This window comes from Methylocystis borbori (assembly GCF_036576025.1).
Classification (GTDB): domain Bacteria; phylum Pseudomonadota; class Alphaproteobacteria; order Rhizobiales; family Beijerinckiaceae; genus Methylocystis; species Methylocystis borbori.
Genome location: NZ_JAZHYN010000022.1, coordinates 1 through 18633 on the forward strand (window position 1 = coordinate 1; position 18633 = coordinate 18633).

The window sequence follows — 18633 nt, forward strand, 5'->3', positions numbered from 1 at the left end:
GCGCGCGCGCTCAACTGCGCGGCTTCGGCGGCCTGCGCCGTCTCGTCGGCGGCGCGCGCGCCTTCGGCGGCCAGCGCCAAGGCTTGCGAGAGACGCTCGACCTCTTCGGCGCCGCCCCCCTGCCCGGCGATCAGCGCAAATTCCGTCTCGATGCGGGTGAGCTCAGCCTCGAATCGCGCGACGCGGTGAGTCTCCTCGCGCAGCGCCGCCTCGAGCGACCCGCGCCTTGCGTTGACGCCCGCAAGTTGTTCCTGGGCGTCGGACAGTTCGGCCTCGGTCCTGGCGAGGACGGATTCGATTTCGGCGAGACGCGCCTGCGCCTCCACCCCGCGCTCGGCGTCGCGGGCGTCGGCCTCGCCGAGTTCGGCGCGCTCTTCGTCGAGACGCGACACGACCTGCGCGGCGTCCTCGATCAAATGGCGCTCGCGTTCGAGATCGCGGGCGAATTGCGCGATATGGCGGTCAAGCTCGGCGATGCGGTCCTTGACGCGCTGCTCTTCCCCTTCGAGCGCCTGACGCGCCGCGACAAGGCGATGCAGCGCGGCGCCGGCCTCGGCTTCCTTCTCGCGCAACGGCGGCAGTTCATGCGCGGCGATCGCCTGGAGTTTCGCCGCCTCCGCCTGCGCCAGCGTGCGCGCCTCTACGTTGCGCTGGCCAGTCGAGAGCTTTGCGTCGGCCGCCTGCAATTGCTCGGCCGCGATCTGATAGGCGACGAGCGCGGCGAGCGCCTCGTTCTGACGGATTTGCGCGGCGAGGCCGCGATAGCGCGACGCCTGACGGCCCTGCCGCTTCAGGCTCTCGGCCTGGCTCTCGACCTGTTTCAGCACGTCTTCGAGGCGGGTGAGATTTTCCGACGCCGCATTGAGCCGCAGCTCCGCCTCGTGCCGGCGCGAATGCAGGCCGGCGACGCCGGCGGCGTCCTCGAGAATGCGGCGGCGCGCCTGCGGCTTCGCGGAGATGATCTCGCCGATCTGTCCCTGACGCACGAGCGAGGGCGAACGCGCGCCGGTGGCGGCGTCGGCGAACAGCAGCTGCACGTCGCGGGCGCGCACCTCGCGGCCGTTGATTCGATAGGTCGAGCCCTGCTCGCGCTCGATGCGCCGCGTGACCTCGATCTCGTCGGCGTCGTTGAAGGCCGCCGGCGCCACGCGCTCCGAATTGTCGAGCACAAGCCCGACCTCGGCGAGATTGCGCGCCGGGCGCGAGCCGCCGCCCGAGAAAATCACGTCGTCCATGCCGGAGGCGCGCATGTTTTTATAGGAGTTCTCGCCCATGACCCAGCGCAGGGCCTCGACGAGATTGGACTTGCCGCAGCCGTTGGGCCCGACGACGCCGGTCAGGCCCGGCTCGATGTGAAAATCGGTCGGTTCGCAGAAGCTCTTGAAGCCTAAAAGACGCAGTCGCTGGAATTTCATAGCGTCAGACCGCCACAAACTAATGGGGAAAGCAAGAAATCCGCCGCAATATGTTGTGGGAAGGCGGGAGCGGCCCGCTCAGCCCAGGAGGGCGGCCACAAGGCGAATCGGATCGCCGAATCGCTTTTTTCATTGCATCGTATAAATGCGGCGGAAAAAATAGGCGGCGAGTGACGAGTCGCAGGATGATTGGGCGAAGAACCGCCCTCTCGCCCTCATGCTGAGGAGGCTCCGCAGGAGCCGTCTCGAAGCATCAGGGGAGTCCGGAAAAGCGGCGCATGAAGGTTTCCTCGCCCTTCGAGACGCCTGCTCCGCAGGCTCCTCAGGATGAGGAAACCTTCCCCCGAGCGCGCCTCGGGCGTTTTCTCAAACTAGCGAGGCTCCACGGCGGAGAGCATGGGTTCGGCGCAGTCGCAAGACCAAGATTTCTGGGTGTTCGGCTATGGGTCGCTGATGTGGCGGCCGGGCTTCGACTTCGTCGACAGCGCGCTCGCCTGGGTGCATGGCTATCACCGCTCGCTGTGCATCTTCTCGCATGTCCATCGCGGGACGCCCGAGCGCCCCGGTCTCGTGCTCGGCCTCGACCGCGGCGGCTCCTGCCAGGGCGTCGCCTTCAAGGTCGCGGGGCGCCAACGCGCCGCGACCATCCGCTATCTGCGCGAGCGCGAACTCGTCACCTCGGTCTATCTGGAGAAGACGCTCGGCGTGCGATTCGCCGATGGCGGCGGCGTCAATGCGCTGGCCTATGTCGTCGACCGCACCCATAGCCAATACGCCGGGCGCCTGCCGCAGGAGGAAATGATTCGCCTCATCGCCGAGGGCGTCGGCCAGAACGGCGACAATCCCGCCTATGTGCGCAACACTTACGAACATCTGCTGCGGCTCGACATTCACGACGCCGAGCTGGCGGAGGTCGTGCGCCGTCTCGATTCCGCCTCCTGCCGCGCGGCGCCCAAAAACCGCAGCTAATTCAGAAGCGAAGCGGAAAGGTCGCGCATCGTCGCGGCGTCGGCGCAAAAATGCACATGCCACTCGCTGACGTTAAATTCGCGCGCCATGCGCCGCAGCGCATAACGGTCGCGCCGTCCCTCTTCCTCGGCGACAAAGACGCAAACCGGCCGCGTCGCGGCGCCTTCGCGCGCGACGCCGATGATGACGCCATTCGTCACATCGGCGACGAAACCGTCTTCGCCCGCCTGGAACACCGAGCAGACATAGCGGCGTCCCGACGCGCCGCGCCAGGAGAAGAAGTGATCGCGCAAACCCTGCGCGCCGGCGAGCGAGCGGAGCGCCTGACCGCGCGGCGCCGCGCCGGCGCGCGCGCCGCTGTTATCGCCAGGGAGAGAGCCGAATGAGGAGCAACGAGGGTGATACATGACCGATCCGCCACGCGAGAGCAAACGCGGAACATGAATAGAACAAACGCAGCACACAGTCAACAAGCGCGCGCCCGTCCGAACTCCTCGGGTTCCTGGCAAGGTGCAGGACGGGCGCGCGACGCGCCGCTACTCGCCAACGGCGCAAGACGGTTTCCCGTCTCACGCCGTTTATGCATGACGCCATCTTGGAAAGATGTGCGCCAACGCGCATGACAAACGCCTAACTTAAAAGACATGGCGATTGTTCGCGCCGGCGCAAGAAAAATTGCCGGAATTATTTGTTTAATAATTGTTAACCATTGGCGCCGCCGCCCGCCGTGCGCAGCCAGGCCGCGCCGCAGGCTTTGGCGAGTTCGCGCACGCGCAAGATATAGCTCTGGCGTTCGGTCACCGAGATCACGCCGCGCGCGTCGAGCAGATTGAAGGCGTGGCTCGCCTTGATGCATTGATCGTATGCCGGGAGCGCCATGAGATGCAGCGCGTCGCCGGAACCCGCGCCGAACTCCAAAAGCCGCTGGCATTCGCTTTCCGCGTCCTTGAAGTCCTCGAAGAGTTTTGACGTGTCGGCGGCCTCGAAATTATGGCGCGAATATTCCTGCTCGGCCTGCAGGAATACGTCGCCATAGGTGACTTTCTCCTCGCCCTCGCGGCCGTTGAAGTTGAGCTCCATGATGCTGTCGACGCCCTGCAGATAGCAGGCGAGACGCTCGAGCCCATAGGTGAGTTCGCCGGCGACGGGCGCGCATTCGAAGCCAGCGACTTGCTGGAAATAAGTGAATTGCGAGACTTCCATGCCATCGCACCAGCATTCCCAGCCGAGCCCCCAGGCGCCGAGCGTCGGGCTTTCCCAATCGTCCTCGACGAAGCGGATGTCGTGGAGCTTGGGATCGATGCCGATCGCCTTGAGCGAAGCGAGATAAAGCTCCTGCAGATCGGGGGGCGAGGGTTTGAGGATCACCTGGAATTGATAATAGTGCTGCAGGCGATTGGGGTTCTCGCCATAGCGCCCGTCCTTGGGGCGCCGGCAGGGCTGCGCATAGGCCGCCCGCCAGGGTTTTGGGCCAAGCGCCCGCAGCGTCGTGGCGGGATGAAAGGTGCCGGCGCCCATCTCCATGTCATAGGGCTGCAGGATGACGCAGCCCTGCGTCGCCCAGAAATTCTGCAGGGTGAGAATGAGGCCCTGAAAGGAGAGCGTTGGGGAGAGATAGGCGGTGTCGGTGGGCATGGAAATCCTGAGAGAGATGGCGTCGAAACCGTCGTTTCAACATTAACGAGACCACGCCATTCAGCGGCTTACGGCTTAAGAGCTACTTTGCGAATAAGCAATAAATGGGCAGCTCCGAAAGACGAAGCCGCCCCCCTTTTTTTACACGAGCTCCTTGGACTTGTGCTTGAGGAGCGCTTTTTCGAACTCGCCGACCGCAAACTCATGGCTTGCTTGGTTCTTGGCGAGTTTCTGCGGATCAAACCGTGCCATATCCAAAACCAAGCGATAGGCGCCTGCTATGTCGCGAAGATACTTGTCTAAGAACTTGAAAGGATCAGTGGCCCAAGCCAGCTTGCCGTCCTTGACGACGATGAGGCCTTTTAGGCCGTACACAAGAGGCATTATCAACCCATCTGGATAACGATAATCGCACTCGTCATTCAAAAAGTGCGTTGTCGGCTGCGTTAGCACGAACCCGCTCTTGTCTTTAGCTGTTTCCCTCCGAGCCGGATCATATATCTTTACGATCGAATTTGATCCGAAACGATACTGATTAGCGTTGTAAGCACTGGGAAAATCTGCGTAGATCTTGTCATAGAGCTTAGGCAGATCAGCGAGAATATCGAATGCGCTAGCTACAACATCGTTATTCAGTTCGTGAATTGGCCCCTCGCGTGCTGCTGACACTTCAGCGTGTTCCATCAGTTTATCAAATTGCTTCGAGCACTCCCCTTTATTTCGGTAGATATTCTGTGGCGTCACCGAGATATCTATGGGCAACAAACGCTCTTCGTTCGCCTTGTTGAGCGGAATCCACGCGAGCGCCAATAGGTCGCGCACTTTGATGGGGCGAGCTTCATTGCTCTCCCACTCATTGCTCTTCCATTCGATTCGCGCAGCGAGTTGAGGAGCAAGACGTCCACGAATATCATCGTAAAAGCCTTTCTTATTAGATTTCGTTTCCTGTGTCAGTTGAGCGTTATTGTTGCGCGCCGCACAAATCTCCAGAACCGACATTTCAAACTGCTGTATAATTTGAGAGTTTTCTACGTCGGACGGGACGATAAGTTCAACCGGAACGAGAAACTCAAACGTTTCGCGAATCTCCTCGAGTGCGGCGCGCTGCTCCTCCCAACAATCCTTCATGTCTTCCCACAAAGAGATCTTAGCTATTGCTTTTCGATCCATCACCGCCGAAAGCATATGAATCCCGATCGCCAGCATATTGTGGCCGCCATCCAACACGCCTTCCGATCCAGGATCATTAATTCGCAATTCAAACCGGTTTCGCTGCAACGGCTCGTAGTCAGCCGTACCCAGTAAAATGCCCTTGGATTTGAAGGGAAAAAGCTCCGGTGTTTTTTCTAGCGATTCAAGAATGTCCCGCACCACTGAGCCCGTCTTCGCTGCGCGCGGATTTGCTTCAAGTGAAACGTGGTCGAACAGAGGATAGAGGTCACGCCCACGGACAAAGCCGGTGTAACGCTTAATGCCCGCGATTGACTGGTCTGATGAGCTGCTGCTCAATCGATCCTCATCACGCGGATTTGGTTGCTCCGCCACAAGGGCAAAGCGGATAATGAGTTTTGGGGGGTTCATCATTGTCCAGTCCTTCAAAACGAAGAAACTGGCTTCGATCAATGAGCGCCGCGAATGTGCGCAATCGAGATCGGCATTTCGCCTATCAATTTGCCGCTTTCCAGCGGCATCTAGAGACCGAAACCGTTCCAGGCTTCTTTTCAACCTCTATCCAGAGGCGAACGTAGGCTGCGCGATTACACTTCTGGCGTCAAGAGGATCAGGCTAGTCCTGAACAATTTTCTCTAGCTTCCTGCGCAATCCAAGAAGCGTCAACAATTCCATATCAGTCGCCAGTACTCCCCTCAAAACTCCTGCGCCGTAGGCCGGATCACAATCTGGTTCACATCGACATTCGCCGCCTGTTCGATCGCATAGGCAATCGCCCGGGCGATTGAATCCACCGGGATCGCCCGCTCGTAAAAGGCGTTGACGAATTTTCGGCTCGCCGGGTCCGACGTGCCCGCCTTCAAATCCGTGTCGATGGCGCCGGGCAGGATGACGGTCGTGCGAATCTTGTCCCCGACCTCGTGACGCAGCCCTTCCGAAATCGCCGCGACGGCGAATTTGGTGCCGCTATAGACCGTGCCGCCGGGGCTGAAGACTTTGAGGCCGGCGACCGAGGAAATATTGATGAAATGGCCCGACCCCTGTTTTTGAAACACGGGCAGCGCCGCGGCGACCCCGTAAAGCAGGCCCTTGATGTTGATGTCGATCATTCTGTCCCATTCCTCGGTCCTTACCTCCGAGAGCGGGGCGATCGCCATCAGCCCGGCGTTGTTGACGAGAACGTCGAGCTTGCCGAACGCCTGAACCGCGCCGGCGACGAAAGAGTCGACATCGGCCTTCTTCGTCACATCCATGGCGAAAGGCTTGGCCTTGCCGCCGGCCGCGTTGATTTCGGCGGCGATGACCTCGAGCCGCTCGATGCGGCGCGCGCCGAGAACGACCGTCGCCCCAAGCGCCGCGAGATGACGAGCCGCCGTTTCGCCAATGCCGCTCGACGCGCCGGTGATGGCGACGACCTTGCCTTCGATATTCTTGCTCATGTCGGGAACCTCCGCCTTCCCCGCATCGGAAATAGCCGCCGACGCCGGCCCTCAACATAGCAAAGGCCCCGGCCTCTCGATTCAACCCCGCGCGTCGATTTCGCTTCGCGGCCGCCGAGGCCAAACAATCGCGCCTGTCTCGCCGCTAAAAAGCCCGATGAGCGATTTTTGCGCGCATGCCGAACGAAGAGTTAATTTTCATGACGAATGATCCCCTAAAAAGACGCGGCTAAAGCCGCTCTCAAGGCGTTTGAGCGAGGGCGAAGTTTTCGGCGTCGCCGCGCCGCGCCGCCGATACCCGCCGCAAACTCATGTCTTTAAAGGCGCAGGCCGGCGCGCCATCCCCTTTCGCCCGCTTCGCCGACAAAATTCTGACGCGATGCAAAGCGCCAAATCGAGGGCTTTCAGAGCTTTAACCTTTCATTCCTACCCTGATCGCCGGTCAAGAATTCGCCCCAAAGCAGCCAAAGCAAGGCCGTGAAGCTCTGTTGAGAATAGCTATGGGGCCACCCCCGAGCAGCGCTTTCGACTGAACGAAATTGCGTCTAGCACCGCAAGGTCGACCCAGTCGAAAGCCGCAACGGGCTAGATGAATTCCTAGACAGGGGCGGAGAATGCAGAGAATCGGTGCGCCAACGTATTTTGTTTCTTCGGAACGCCGTATCTATTCTGATAAAAGCTCGTCGCGTCTCTCGGTCATCATCGGCGCGGTCGCGCTGAGCCTTTTCGGGGGCGTGTGGATGGTGGCGATGCGTCCCGCCGCCGAGCCGGAAAGCGTTAAGCCCGTCGCCTTCGCGCCCAATCCCTATGGCGCGCTCGTCGGCCTTGGCGGACGCACGCAAACGCTCGCCCTAAGGCCGAGCGAAGACGAATTTGAAGGGAAGATCGAGGCGGCGTCGCATACGCCCGCCGCCGTCGTCCCGGAACGCCAGGAGATGGCGGCCCTCTCGGACACGCCCGACGCCGAAGAGACCGCCGCCGTCGACGCCCCGCTGCCGCCGCGCCGCCCGACCGAGCTCGGCGCGCTCGCGAGCCGCGGCCTTTATGAGGCGCCGCTGCGCCGCATGGCGGCGCGGACGACCGTCGTCCCCGCGACGCCCGCCGACGATCGCTCGATCTTCGAGAAATTCTTCGGCATTGGCGAATCCATGCAGCCCGCGCGGCCGCAGGCGCCCCGACAGGCGCTCGCCTATGCGGGGCCCGAGGCCAGCGGTTCTGGGACTCTGTCGGATTTGCAGTCCGGCCTGCTCGGCGGCGGCGGGCGCGGCGCGGCCGTCGCCCTCCCGTCGCGCTTCGACCGCTACACCGCCGTCTATGACATTTCCGCCCATACGGTCTACATGCCGGACGGCAGCAGGCTCGAGGCCCATTCCGGCCTGCGCGAACATCTCGACGATCCGCGCTACGTTCACTTGCGCATGCGCGGCCCGACGCCGCCGCATGTCTATGATCTGTCGCCGCGCGAGGCGCTGTTCCACGGCGTCGAGGCGCTGCGGCTGACGCCGCTCGGCGGCGAAGGGGCCATCTTCGGCCGCGCCGGGCTTCTCGCCCACACCTACATGCTCGGACCGAACGGCGATTCGAACGGCTGCGTCTCCTTCCGCGACTATCAGGCCTTCCTGCGCGCCTATAAGAATGGCGTGGTGCGGCGCCTCGCGGTCGTCGCGCGCCTCTAACAGACGCATCTCCCGCCGCCCCGGCGCGCCTATCGATCGGACGGCCTCGTCCGATCGATAAATCTGGTTAAATCAATAAAGTGCGGCAAGCTTCGCTCGAAAAAGCCTCTCGACTTTTTCGGCATCCGGCGCCCGCTATTGTGTGAATGATTTACGGCGCTTAGCCCCGCCCTTCTTGTCGCGGCGATCAAGATCAAATAGCATTTGCCGATCATGCTTTGAGGGGATTGCATGACCACTTCGATCTATATCATTAATCCTGCGGGCGATTTTCCTACCTATTTCGGCGGCGAAGCCATGGCGGCGTCCGGCGCGCCTGGGGCCGTCATGATGGCGGACCTCGCCAGCGCGACGGTCGCGGCCCTCGCCCCGCAAGACTTCAATATCGAGCTCTGCGAGGAGCAGGTCGAGCCCGTCAATTTCGACCATCCCGCGGACTGGATCGCCATCACAGGGAAGGTCAGCCAGCGTCTGCGGATGACCGCCATCGCCGACGAGTTCCGCCGGCGCGGCAAGCGCGTCATCATCGGCGGTCCCTACGCCAGTCTCTCCCCGGCGCGGCTGCGCGATCACTGCGACGTGCTGGTGAGCGGCGAGACGGAGGAAATCGCGGCCGATCTTTTCTCCGATCTTCGCGCCGGCAAGCCGAAGGACAGCTATGTCGGCGACAAGCCGTCGCTCGCCGCGTCGCCGCTGCCGCGCTGGGACCTTTATCGCAACGACCGGGCGATTCTCGGCGCGGTGCAGACCTCGCGCGGCTGTCCCTTCGAATGCGAATTCTGCGACGTCATCCAGTATCTGGGCCGCAAGCAGCGTCACAAGCCGATCGAAAATGTCATCGCCGAGATCGACGCGCTCTGGAACGCGGGCTATCGCACCGCCTTCCTCGCCGACGACAATTTCACCGCCTATCGCGCGCATTGCAAGGAGCTGCTCGCGGCGATGGCGCACTGGCGCCGCGATCGTCCGATGGAGTTCGTCACGCAAATCTCCATCGACGCGACGCGCGACGAGGAGTTGCTCGACATGTGTGTCGCGGCGGGCCTGACGCAGGTCTTCGTCGGCATCGAAACGCCCAATGTCGAAAGCCTGCGCGAGACCGGCAAGCGGCAGAATCTCAAGATCAGCCTCGTCGACGAAATCCAGAAGCTCGTCGACCACGGCATGTCGGTCATGGGCGGCATGATCGTCGGCTTCGACCATGACGGCCCCGGCGTCTTCGCCCAGCAATATGATTTCGCCATGGCGACGCCGATCCCGATTTTCAGCCTTGGCGCGCTGATGGCTTCGGAAGCGACGCCTCTCTTCGACCGCATCACGCGCGAAGGCCGCCTCATCACCGGCGGCGTCGAGACCCAGGCGGTGCCGTGGAGCTCCAACATCCAGTGCCAGACGATGAGCATGGAGGAGCTGCATGACGGCATGCAGAATCTCTGCAACGCCATCTACGCGCCGGCCGCCTTCGGCGAGCGCATACTGCACATGATCCAAACCTTCGGCCGCAACCGCAAGGGACCGGCGCCGCAGCCCTTCGATCCCAAATCGCTGCGCGAGGTCGAACAGCAGGCCATGCAGGTCGGCATGGATGTGCGCAAGATGGGCGAACAGGAAGGACGCATGTGGAACAGGGTTTGGGGCGCCGCCGTGCGCAAGCCCGAGACCATCACCATCGTCGCGCGCATCATGTTCCAATATGCGCAGGCGCGGCACATGTTCGACAAGGGCAATTATTGGGAGCCGCAGCTCGCGAGCCCGCCCGTCGCGCCGTCACGCGCGGCGTAGGCCATTGCCGGTGACCGGAAGTCCTTATGACCTTCGCAAGGACAGCACCCAGCGTAACTCTGGTGGAGAATAGAGTTCCGCAGAGAAAATTTGCATTTCTTCAACGAAAAGACGAGGCTCGCAGGCCCATTTTGAACGCAATGTTTGAATAAAAATATCCAGCGAGCTATTCTGTGTACCCATATCTAGATCATGAAAGCCAATTTCCTTGGTATCGCCATTTTTTATTGCTTCGCCTATATCATCTCTGAATATGCTTCGGTCAGCGAAATCCCAATCTGCCAGAATAACGACATTTTCTTTCACGGATAAATCAAAATACACTGAGCTCAACTTGGAATAGTTCACCACACAAAATTCGCTCGCATAGTCAACTCCTATTAGCACATTAAAAACAGATATAGAATCAACCAAACCCCTCAACTCGCCGTATGTGATCAAACGCCCACCTGCAAAGCAGTACGGTAACATGCCTGGATCGCCACCCAGCAAAATTACCTTCTGGGATGCAGTCAGTAAGTCGGCCTTGGAAAATCTTTGCCTATCGATTATGCGGGCCTGCTCACTCGCCCAAGCGCTAAGAACGGCCTTTGGAACTGTTGAATAGGCCGATTTACGAGCTGCTTCGTCTGTGTTTCCCTCAAGAACACCTAGTATTAGAAATGGCCGATATGGCGCATGCGTGTAGATAAATCCTCCTACACTGACTGCAGTTCCACCAGCCCGGTTGTATCGATCAAATTCGCTCATCAATAACGAAGCGCGGCCGAACTTTGACCCATCCGATCCTAACATAGGACGTATCAGTGTCGACTGAACCCGGATAAGAGCTTCACGATCTTTTTTGTCAGCAGCCGGGATAAGCTCCCGGATGAATGTATCTGCCCCAACTGTATATGGGTTCGCGGAATGGATAAACTCGGTCCCGTCGATGGGATTCTTGTACTCAAGCTGAACATCGAGCATTAATATCAGGCGCAACAGAGCATTATCAAAGGGCAACTCATCAGGGTCGTTGACCCCGCCGAAGAGCGCTCCTTGATCCTCAATCCTTATGCTTACGCGAGTAGAGACATCCCGAGGCAACTCCCGCGGCTCGGCGCGTCGGATCAGCGGACGTGTTGAAATCGAACTAAACTCCAACACGTTTGCATCGGACATGCCGGCTTCGTAATGTTTGCTTACAACTTTGACGTACTGCGCGATCTCAAATACCGAGAAAAAACCGATGCCAAATTTGCCGACCGGATGTATACGTTTGCTTTGTAACCCAGGATATTCTTCACGTAGTACGGGAGAGCTCCAAATAGACTTTCCAAAGTCGACGAGAGGTCCACATAGAACTCTTTCCGACATCCCAATGCCGTTGTCATCAACATGCAGCCAGCACTTGTTTTCCTCTCCAGCAACTGCCTCGATACTAACGCTAATTTTCCCCCAGTCGGCGGAACGTTCTTCGAGCGACCTTCTCGCGCGAATGGCATCAGCCGCATTTTGGAGCAACTCACGTATCGGAGCAATCCGATCCCGACCATAAAGGTGACGACCACCTAGAGTTTGGGCAAGATGAATAGGATCGGAAACGCGGATTTCCGCATCTATAGGGCGCCACCCTTCGGGCCGGATATGGATTGAAAGGGCGCGCGGACTTTCCGCTCCAAGTACTCGCTGGACTTGGAGCGGCGCAAATTGTAGCTCTTCGAGCAAAGCGCTAGCGGCACGAATTTCTTTGTCGACGAGACGGACAAGATCATAGGCTAGCCACCACGCCCCGGCATCGGCAGCTTTAAACGGCTGTCCTGCACTGTAAATCAGCGTACCACCTTCTACGACCGGCTTATTAATTTTGTTCTGCGCATTCCAATGTGAATTCGAAACTCCAGTCGGGCGAGTTGCTGCGTAAAGAATTGTAGGCGCCCGCCGCCGATCAATATGAGCTGCATCCGCGCAACGCAGTAAACACGCGACCTTTCGTTCACTCACAGCCCAGTCGGCAGGAAGCATGGTCCCAGCGCCAATGTTGTCTACCAACTTTTCCGCAACGCGAGTGATGTCCCAATGGTGACTATGGGCCACCCTACCGATCGTCGACCCAAAGGCTTCTCTAAGTTCGACGTCTTCCAAGAGATAGATTTGCCCGCCACTCGCGAGCTGCCATGAGGCCGACGCAAGTCTCTCAGAGTGACCGGCATGCAAAGCACGAAGAACCGCGAATTTGATTCCGCCAAGATATTCGGCTGGAGGGTGCTCGATTAACTCCGCCGTGGGTTCAATTTCATGTTGGCGTAATATTGCACACGTGAGGTCTTGCCACTCCTGTGTCTGCTTTATTTGCTCCAATCCACCTGGAAATGCGGCAACCGACAAACCGGCGTCGTGCAGAAGTATTGCACCTCCGAGCACAAAAGCCTCAGCGGGATTTAGCGCGTACTCTGACCCCGCGATAAGAGATGCCATTTCCCATAAGGCATCGAGATGAGAAACATCGTGGATGGTAAGGTCTTTGCAGTCTGCCGGAATAGTCGTGACCAGCTGAGCAACATTGTCTCTCATTCGCTCCAAGCTATCAAGAAGCCTTTTTCTTGGCGCGTCATGAGGGTCGCCTTTCCTCGGTGCAAACGCCTCACGCCAAAGACTACCACGCGATACTTCGAAAACCACCGCCCACTCCTCTCGCCCTAAAGATAAATGAATATTTAGACCGACCCCTAACAAGGAACAAATTTTATAACTTTATCATGGTGAAGTTAATCGAGCACCATCGCCTTCAATATCAACAACGGCGCCTTCGAACCCTTGACGCCACGCAGCAGAATGCGCGTCGCGGGCGCCTCGGCGCGGGTGTGGATCGGCTGGATCGAGACGCCCCCGAGCCGTCCCTCGACCGCCGCGAGGCATTCGGCGAGCGCGTCGGCGCGGTGGATCATGACGAAAGTCCCGCCGGATGCGAGCAGCGCGAGGCAGGCTCGGACCCAATCGGCGAGCGGCGCGCTGGCGACATGGGCGCGCGCCTTGGCCGCGTCTGGCGTGACGCGCACCTTGTCCGCTTCATGAAAGGGCGGATTGGTCAGCACGAGCGCCGCCTGTTCGTCGACCAGCCCCGCCGCGCGGCGCGATTTCGCGGAAAGCGCGTCGGCCTCAAAGACCGAGACCCGCGCCTCGAGCCCGTTCGTCGCAACATTCAACCGCGCCAGCGCGCTGCTTGCGGGATCGATCTCGACAAGGCCGACACGCGCGCGCGGCGCGCGCAACGCCGCCATCAGCCCGACCGCGCCCGCCCCCGCGCCAATGTCGAGAATGAGGCCCTGCTGCTCATCGGGCGTCGCGGCGGCGAGCAGCACGGCGTCCGTGCCGGCGCGATGGCCGGCGGCGCTTTGACGCAGGCGCAGGCGTCCGTCGAGAAAGCCGTCGACTTCCGTTTCTTCGCTCATAAGACCGCGACACTCTCACGAAGCGACGACGGATAACAACGCGCGGCGAAGCGAATATCCCCTCAATGGAGATCGCTCCCGCCCGCTTACGGCGGGCGATGGCCCGTCTGAACGGGGAGGCAGGCGCCCACTCTCCCATGCGCTCGCTTCGCCCGCCCGACTTGCCGCCTCCCTCCCAAAGCCGTAAATTCGCGCGATTAGGGACAAGGCCGAGGGGGCTCCGTGGGTATCGTCATTCCGTTGGAAGAAAAAAAGGAAGCCGGCCTCGACAGTCTCCTCGAACTCATCGGCCCCGATCTCGAGCGCACCAATCAGCTCATCATCCAGAGAATGGGCTCCGACGTCACGACGATCCCCGAGGTCGCGAACCATCTCATTTCGGCCGGCGGCAAGCGTCTGCGGCCCATGCTCGTGCTCGCCACCGCCGGCATGTGCGGCTACAAGGGCGACGGGCACCTGAAATTCGCCGCCGGCATCGAATTCATGCATACGGCGACGCTCCTCCATGACGACGTGGTGGACGAAAGCGACATGCGGCGCGGCAAGATCGCCGCGCGCATGCTGTGGGGCAATCAAACCTGCGTGCTCGTCGGCGATTTCCTGCTCGGCCACGCCTTCAAGATGATGGTGGAGCCCGGCTTCATCGCCCCGCTCACCGTCGTCTCCCAGGCGGCGGCGGTCATCGCCGAGGGCGAGATCATGCAGCTCAACGCCGCCAAGGACACGACGACGACGGAAGACGCCTATATGGGCGTCATCCGTCGCAAGACGGCCGAGCTTTTCGCGGCGGCGGCCGAAGTCGGCGTGATGCTCGGCGGCAAGTCGAAAGCCGACGAGGCCGCCGCGCGCAGCTATGGCATGAATCTCGGCGTCGCCTTCCAGCTCATCGACGACGCGCTCGATTACGGCGGCCAGGCGGCCAAGCTCGGCAAGAATGTCGGCGACGATTTCCGCGAGGGCAAGATCACGCTTCCGGTGGTGCTCGCTTTCCGCCGCGGCAGTGAGAAAGAGCGCGAGTTCTGGCGGCGCACGCTGGAGAAGGGCGACATCAAGGACGGCGACGTCGAGGTCGCGTGCGGACTGATGAAGAAGCACAAGGCGCTCGACGACACGATCGAGCGCGCGGCTCATTACGGCGCCATCTCTCGCGACGCAATGGAGATTTTCCCGGCGTCGCCCTGGAAGAGCGCGCTGCTCGAAGTCGTCGATTTCTGCATCGAGCGCGTTTACTGAGGCCGGCCGGCCTTGCCGTGCGCACAAGGCCTGCTCAAAAATCCGGAGCGATATCGCGCGTTAGCGCCGCCGCCAAAGATAGATCGCGACGGCGGCTCCAAACGCCGACACGACGATTTTCCAGAACAGACGCCAGCGTATGGAGGCGGCCCGCGCGGGGGCCGCGTTGTTGCGCGGGAGATCGACGGCGCGGTGGGAAGCGACGGGATTGAGCGCGGCATGAGCGTAACGCATCGGCTGCTCCTTATATGAGAGTCGACAGGTGCTTTTGACGTCAGGCTAACGCGCAAAAAATTTACAATTGCTTTCGCATCGACGCCGTGACGCGAACGATGCGCCCTAGCGCGCTTTCCGATCAGACGGGATCGTCTGATCGAGAAGAAATCGCGCCAGTTAATACGCTGGAGCAAGTTCCGGTCGAAAAAGTCTGCCAACTTTTTGGGAACTTGCTTAGGCGACGGAGACCAAGATGGCGGGCGAAACAGTCAAAAGTATGAAGGATTATGGTTTCGATCTGGTAGCCGCGGCGCCGCCCTTTGCGGCGCAGCGCCCGACGCGCAAAGTCACGCATGGCCGCGCGCTGGACGATCCTTACGCCTGGCTCGCCGCCGACAACTGGCGCGAAGTGTTGCGCGATCCTTCCGCGCTGCCGGATGAGATCGCCGCGCTCATCAAGGCGGAGAACGCCTATTGCGACCGTGTGACGGCGCCGCTCAAAGCTTTGCGCGAGACGCTCGTCGCCGAATTGCGCGCGCGCATCAAGGAGGACGATAGCGACGTTCCCGAGCCCGACGGACCATTCGCCTATTACGGCCGCTTTCGCGAAGGCGGCGAGCATCCGCTCTATTGCCGCACGCCGCGGGGCGGCGGGCCCGAGACGATCCTCTTCGACGGCGAGGCGCTCGCGGCGGGAAGCGATTTCTTCGACATTGGCGAGACGGCGCATGCGCCCGATCACGCGCAGCTCGCCTGGAGCGTCGACGACAAAGGCTCCGAGCTCTACGCCATTCGCACGCGCGCCCTCGCCGACGGCGTCGATCGCGCCGATGTCGTGACCGACACGGACGGCTCTCTCGTCTGGAGCGCGGATTCGAAAGCCTTCTACTATGTGCTCGTCGATGAGAACCACCGCACGGCGCAGGTGTTTCGTCACGACGTCGGCGCCGATCCCTCGACCGACGCGCTTATCATCGAGGAACTCGACGGCCAATGGTTCGTCGACCTGCGCGAGAGCCGCTGCGGGCGCTTCGCCATCGTCTCCATTCGCGGCCATGACGCCTCCGAATGCTGGCTGATCGATCTGAGGGATGCGCAAGCCTCGGCGCGCATCGTCGCGCCGCGCGAACCACGCCTGCGCTACGACGTGGAGCCGCATGGCGATCTTCTCTATATTCGCAACAACGCCGACGGCGCGCATGATTTCCGCATTTCCGTCGCGCCGCTCCATGCGCCGGGCCGCGAAAATTGGGATGACGTCGTGCATCATCGGGCGGGCGCGATGATTGTCGCGAACACGGTCTACGCCCGTTATCTCGTCTGGCTGTTGCGCGAAAATTCGTTGCCCAAACTCATGATCCGCGACCTCGCCAGCGGCGAGGAACATGCGATCGCCTTCGAAGAGGAAGCCTATGCGCTCTCGCTCGATCCGGGGCTCGAATTCGACACCAATATCTTGCGCTTCGTCTATTCGTCGATGACGACGCCCGAAGAGACCTATGATTACGACATGGCGACGCGGACGCGCGTCTTGCGCAAGCGCCAGGAAATTCCCTCCGGCCACGATCCGAAACATTATGTGACGCGGCGCCTGTTCGCGCCGGCGCGCGACGGTGAAAGCGTGCCGATCACCTTGCTGCATCGCGCCGACTTTACGCCCGGCGGTGACGGCGCGCCGCTCCTGCTCTACGGCTATGGCGCCTATGGCTATGCGCTTGCGGCGGATTTCGACGAGGACGCGCTCTCGCTCGTCGATCGCGGATTCGTCTACGCCTACGCCCATGTGCGGGGCGGAACCGACAAGGGGTGGCATTGGTACGAGAACGGCAAGCTCGAACATAAGCCCAATACATTCGCCGATTTCATCGATTGCGCGCGCCATCTCATCGCCGAAGGCTATACGCGCGAAGGCGCGATCGTCGCGCAGGGCGCGTCGGCCGGCGGCATGCTCATGGGCGCCGTCGCCAATGAGGCGCCGCGGCTTTTCGCCGGCATCATCGCCGGCGTGCCCTTCGTCGACGTGCTGAACACCATGCTGCGCGGCGATCTGCCGCTCACGCCGCCGGAATGGCTCGAATGGGGCAATCCGATCGCCGATCCCGCCGTCTATGACCGGATCGCCGCCTATTCGCCCTATGACAATGTGCGCGCGCAGGACTATCCGCCGATTCTCTCCATCGCCGGCGTCACCGACCCGCGCGTGACCTATTGGGAGCCGCTGAAATGGGTCGCAAAATTGCGCAGGACGATGCGCGGCGGCGGGCCCGTTCTGCTCTTCACCCATTTGGGCGCGGGCCACGCCGGCGCGTCGGGACGTTTCGAAGCGCTCGCCGATACGGCGCTGGAATATGCCTTCGCCATCGCCTGCGCCGCGCGCGCGGCGCGCGCCGTCTCCGCCCCCTCGGATAAAAGCGCCGCCTCGATAACGTCGTAGCGCTGTTCGCCGTCGCGCATTGGGCGCGGCGCTCGACTTCATCCTGCGCGCTATACGATGCGATCCTTGGCGCTATACAATGCGGCGCCGCACAATTATCCTTCACGGCCAAAGGCCGACGCCATGAACGGCGCGGCCAAGCGCATTCCGTTCAGGCGACACTCACATGTCGGACCAGCAGGGCGCCGTCGCAAAGATGGCGCATATCGTTCATCGCTATTTCATCTGGATCGTCATCGCGTCTTACATCGGCGCCGCCGCCGCGCCGCGCGCAGGCGCCCTGCTCCATCAGACGCATTCCGCGAACATAGGATCGAGCGATCTCCATGGCTCGGCGGCGATGGCGCTTCTCGCCCTGCTCCTGTTCAACGCCGGCCTTTTCACCAATCTCCGGGAGGCGAGAAGCGTCGTGAAGCGACCCTTTCTCGTCGTCTCGGGCGTCTTGGGCAATTTCGTCATGCCATACGCCTTCGTCGCCGCGGCGAGCCTTTGTCTCAAGCCCTGGCACAATCCCGACGAAGCCCAGCAGATTCTGACGGGGCTCGCTTTCGTCGCGGCGATGCCGATCGCCGGCTCGTCGACGGCCTGGACGCAATCGGCGAACGGCAATCTCTCGCTCAGCATCGGGCTGGTGCTGGCGACGACCCTGCTCAGCCCGCTGGTCACGCCGCTCGTCATTCACGGCGTCGGCGCGCTGACGACGGGCGACTATAGCGAAGACCTGCATGAGCTTGCGGCCGGAAATGCGGTGAATTTCCTCGGCGCCTGGGTTGTCGCGCCCTCGCTTCTCGGCGTCCTCGCCGCGCGCGTCATTCCGCAGCCGCGCATCATGGCGGCGAAGCCTTTCGTCAAGCTCGTCAATTACGCCATGATCGCCGCGCTCACTTACGCCAATGCGGCGCTGTCGCTCCCCGCCGTCGTCAGCGATCCAGACGGCGACTTCCTCGCGCTCATGCTCGCGATCGTCGTCGCGCTCTGCGTCGTCGCCTTCACTGTCGGCTATGTTTGCGCGCGTTTCGGCCGCGCCGGCCGGGGAGAGACGGCCTCGCTCATGTTTGGGCTCGGCATGGCGAATAATGGCGCGGGACTGACGCTAGCCTCGACGGCGATGGCGGATCACGCCGGCGTTATGTTGCCGGCGATCCTTTATAATCTCGTCCAGCATTTCGCCGCCGCCATCGTCGATCGAATGATGTTTCAAAAGGCCGCGGACCCCGCGTAATTCGCGCGCGC

General features: G+C 61.2%; 14 protein-coding genes. 6 read left to right on the plus strand and 8 right to left on the minus strand.

The window, feature by feature from the left end; translation table 11 throughout:
* A partial coding sequence (locus V3H18_RS09000; protein WP_332081691.1) for a chromosome segregation SMC family protein occupies positions 1-1415 on the minus strand: 1415 nt, incomplete at its 3' end.
* Positions 1416-1811: 396 nt separating this feature from the next.
* Here V3H18_RS09000 and V3H18_RS09005 point away from each other — a divergent pair.
* Positions 1812-2384: a gamma-glutamylcyclotransferase gene (locus V3H18_RS09005; RefSeq protein WP_332081692.1), complete on the plus strand. Its 573-nt coding sequence runs from the start codon at positions 1812-1814 to the stop codon at positions 2382-2384.
* Here V3H18_RS09005 and V3H18_RS09010 read toward each other — a convergent pair.
* The 4 genes from V3H18_RS09010 to V3H18_RS09025 form a co-directional block, all read right to left on the minus strand.
* The gene (locus tag V3H18_RS09010; RefSeq protein ID WP_332081693.1) at positions 2381-2791 is read right to left on the minus strand and encodes a hypothetical protein; all 411 of its coding nucleotides are present in this window, start codon (positions 2789-2791) and stop codon (positions 2381-2383) included. The two genes, V3H18_RS09005 and V3H18_RS09010, sit on opposite strands and share 4 nt — an antisense overlap.
* Before the next feature lie 295 nt (positions 2792-3086).
* Positions 3087-4019, minus strand: a complete 933-nt coding sequence (locus V3H18_RS09015; RefSeq protein WP_332081694.1) for a glycine--tRNA ligase subunit alpha — start codon at positions 4017-4019, stop codon at positions 3087-3089.
* A 141-nt stretch (positions 4020-4160) separates the two neighbouring features.
* Positions 4161-5642, minus strand: a complete 1482-nt coding sequence (locus V3H18_RS09020) for a hypothetical protein (protein WP_332081695.1) — start codon at positions 5640-5642, stop codon at positions 4161-4163.
* A 242-nt stretch (positions 5643-5884) separates the two neighbouring features.
* Positions 5885-6628 carry an SDR family oxidoreductase gene (locus V3H18_RS09025; protein WP_332081696.1) on the minus strand — a complete coding sequence of 248 codons (744 nt, stop codon included), beginning with the start codon at positions 6626-6628 and terminating at the stop codon, positions 5885-5887.
* Positions 6629-7242: 614 nt separating this feature from the next.
* On the opposite strand from V3H18_RS09025, the gene V3H18_RS09030 reads away from it, so the two are divergent.
* Both V3H18_RS09030 and V3H18_RS09035 read left to right on the plus strand, forming a co-directional pair.
* Complete coding sequence (locus tag V3H18_RS09030) at positions 7243-8304, plus strand: DUF2778 domain-containing protein (RefSeq protein ID WP_332081697.1); 1062 nt, start codon at positions 7243-7245, stop codon at positions 8302-8304.
* 231 nt (positions 8305-8535) lie between these two features.
* Positions 8536-10086 carry a radical SAM protein gene (locus tag V3H18_RS09035; RefSeq protein ID WP_332081698.1) on the plus strand — a complete coding sequence of 517 codons (1551 nt, stop codon included), beginning with the start codon at positions 8536-8538 and terminating at the stop codon, positions 10084-10086.
* A gap of 24 nt (positions 10087-10110) precedes the next feature.
* Here the strand turns inward: V3H18_RS09035 and V3H18_RS09040 are convergent, their stop codons facing one another.
* Together V3H18_RS09040 and V3H18_RS09045 are read right to left on the minus strand one after the other, a co-directional pair.
* A complete protein-coding gene (locus tag V3H18_RS09040; protein WP_332081699.1) occupies positions 10111-12747 on the minus strand; it encodes an HD domain-containing protein in 2637 nt (878 codons plus the stop codon).
* A gap of 86 nt (positions 12748-12833) precedes the next feature.
* The gene (locus V3H18_RS09045; RefSeq protein ID WP_332081700.1) at positions 12834-13517 is read right to left on the minus strand and encodes a tRNA1(Val) (adenine(37)-N6)-methyltransferase; all 684 of its coding nucleotides are present in this window, start codon (positions 13515-13517) and stop codon (positions 12834-12836) included.
* Between the two features lie 222 nt (positions 13518-13739).
* On the opposite strand from V3H18_RS09045, the gene V3H18_RS09050 reads away from it, so the two are divergent.
* Complete coding sequence (locus V3H18_RS09050; protein WP_332081701.1) at positions 13740-14750, plus strand: polyprenyl synthetase family protein; 1011 nt, start codon at positions 13740-13742, stop codon at positions 14748-14750.
* A 60-nt stretch (positions 14751-14810) separates the two neighbouring features.
* Here the strand turns inward: V3H18_RS09050 and V3H18_RS09055 are convergent, their stop codons facing one another.
* Complete coding sequence (locus tag V3H18_RS09055) at positions 14811-14984, minus strand: hypothetical protein (protein ID WP_332081702.1); 174 nt, start codon at positions 14982-14984, stop codon at positions 14811-14813.
* A gap of 235 nt (positions 14985-15219) precedes the next feature.
* Here V3H18_RS09055 and V3H18_RS09060 point away from each other — a divergent pair, with 235 nt between their 5' ends.
* A complete protein-coding gene (locus V3H18_RS09060; protein ID WP_332081703.1) occupies positions 15220-17400 on the plus strand; it encodes a S9 family peptidase in 2181 nt (726 codons plus the stop codon).
* 166 nt (positions 17401-17566) lie between these two features.
* Complete coding sequence (locus V3H18_RS09065; RefSeq protein ID WP_332081704.1) at positions 17567-18622, plus strand: bile acid:sodium symporter family protein; 1056 nt, start codon at positions 17567-17569, stop codon at positions 18620-18622.
* Positions 18623-18633 lie beyond the last annotated feature (11 nt).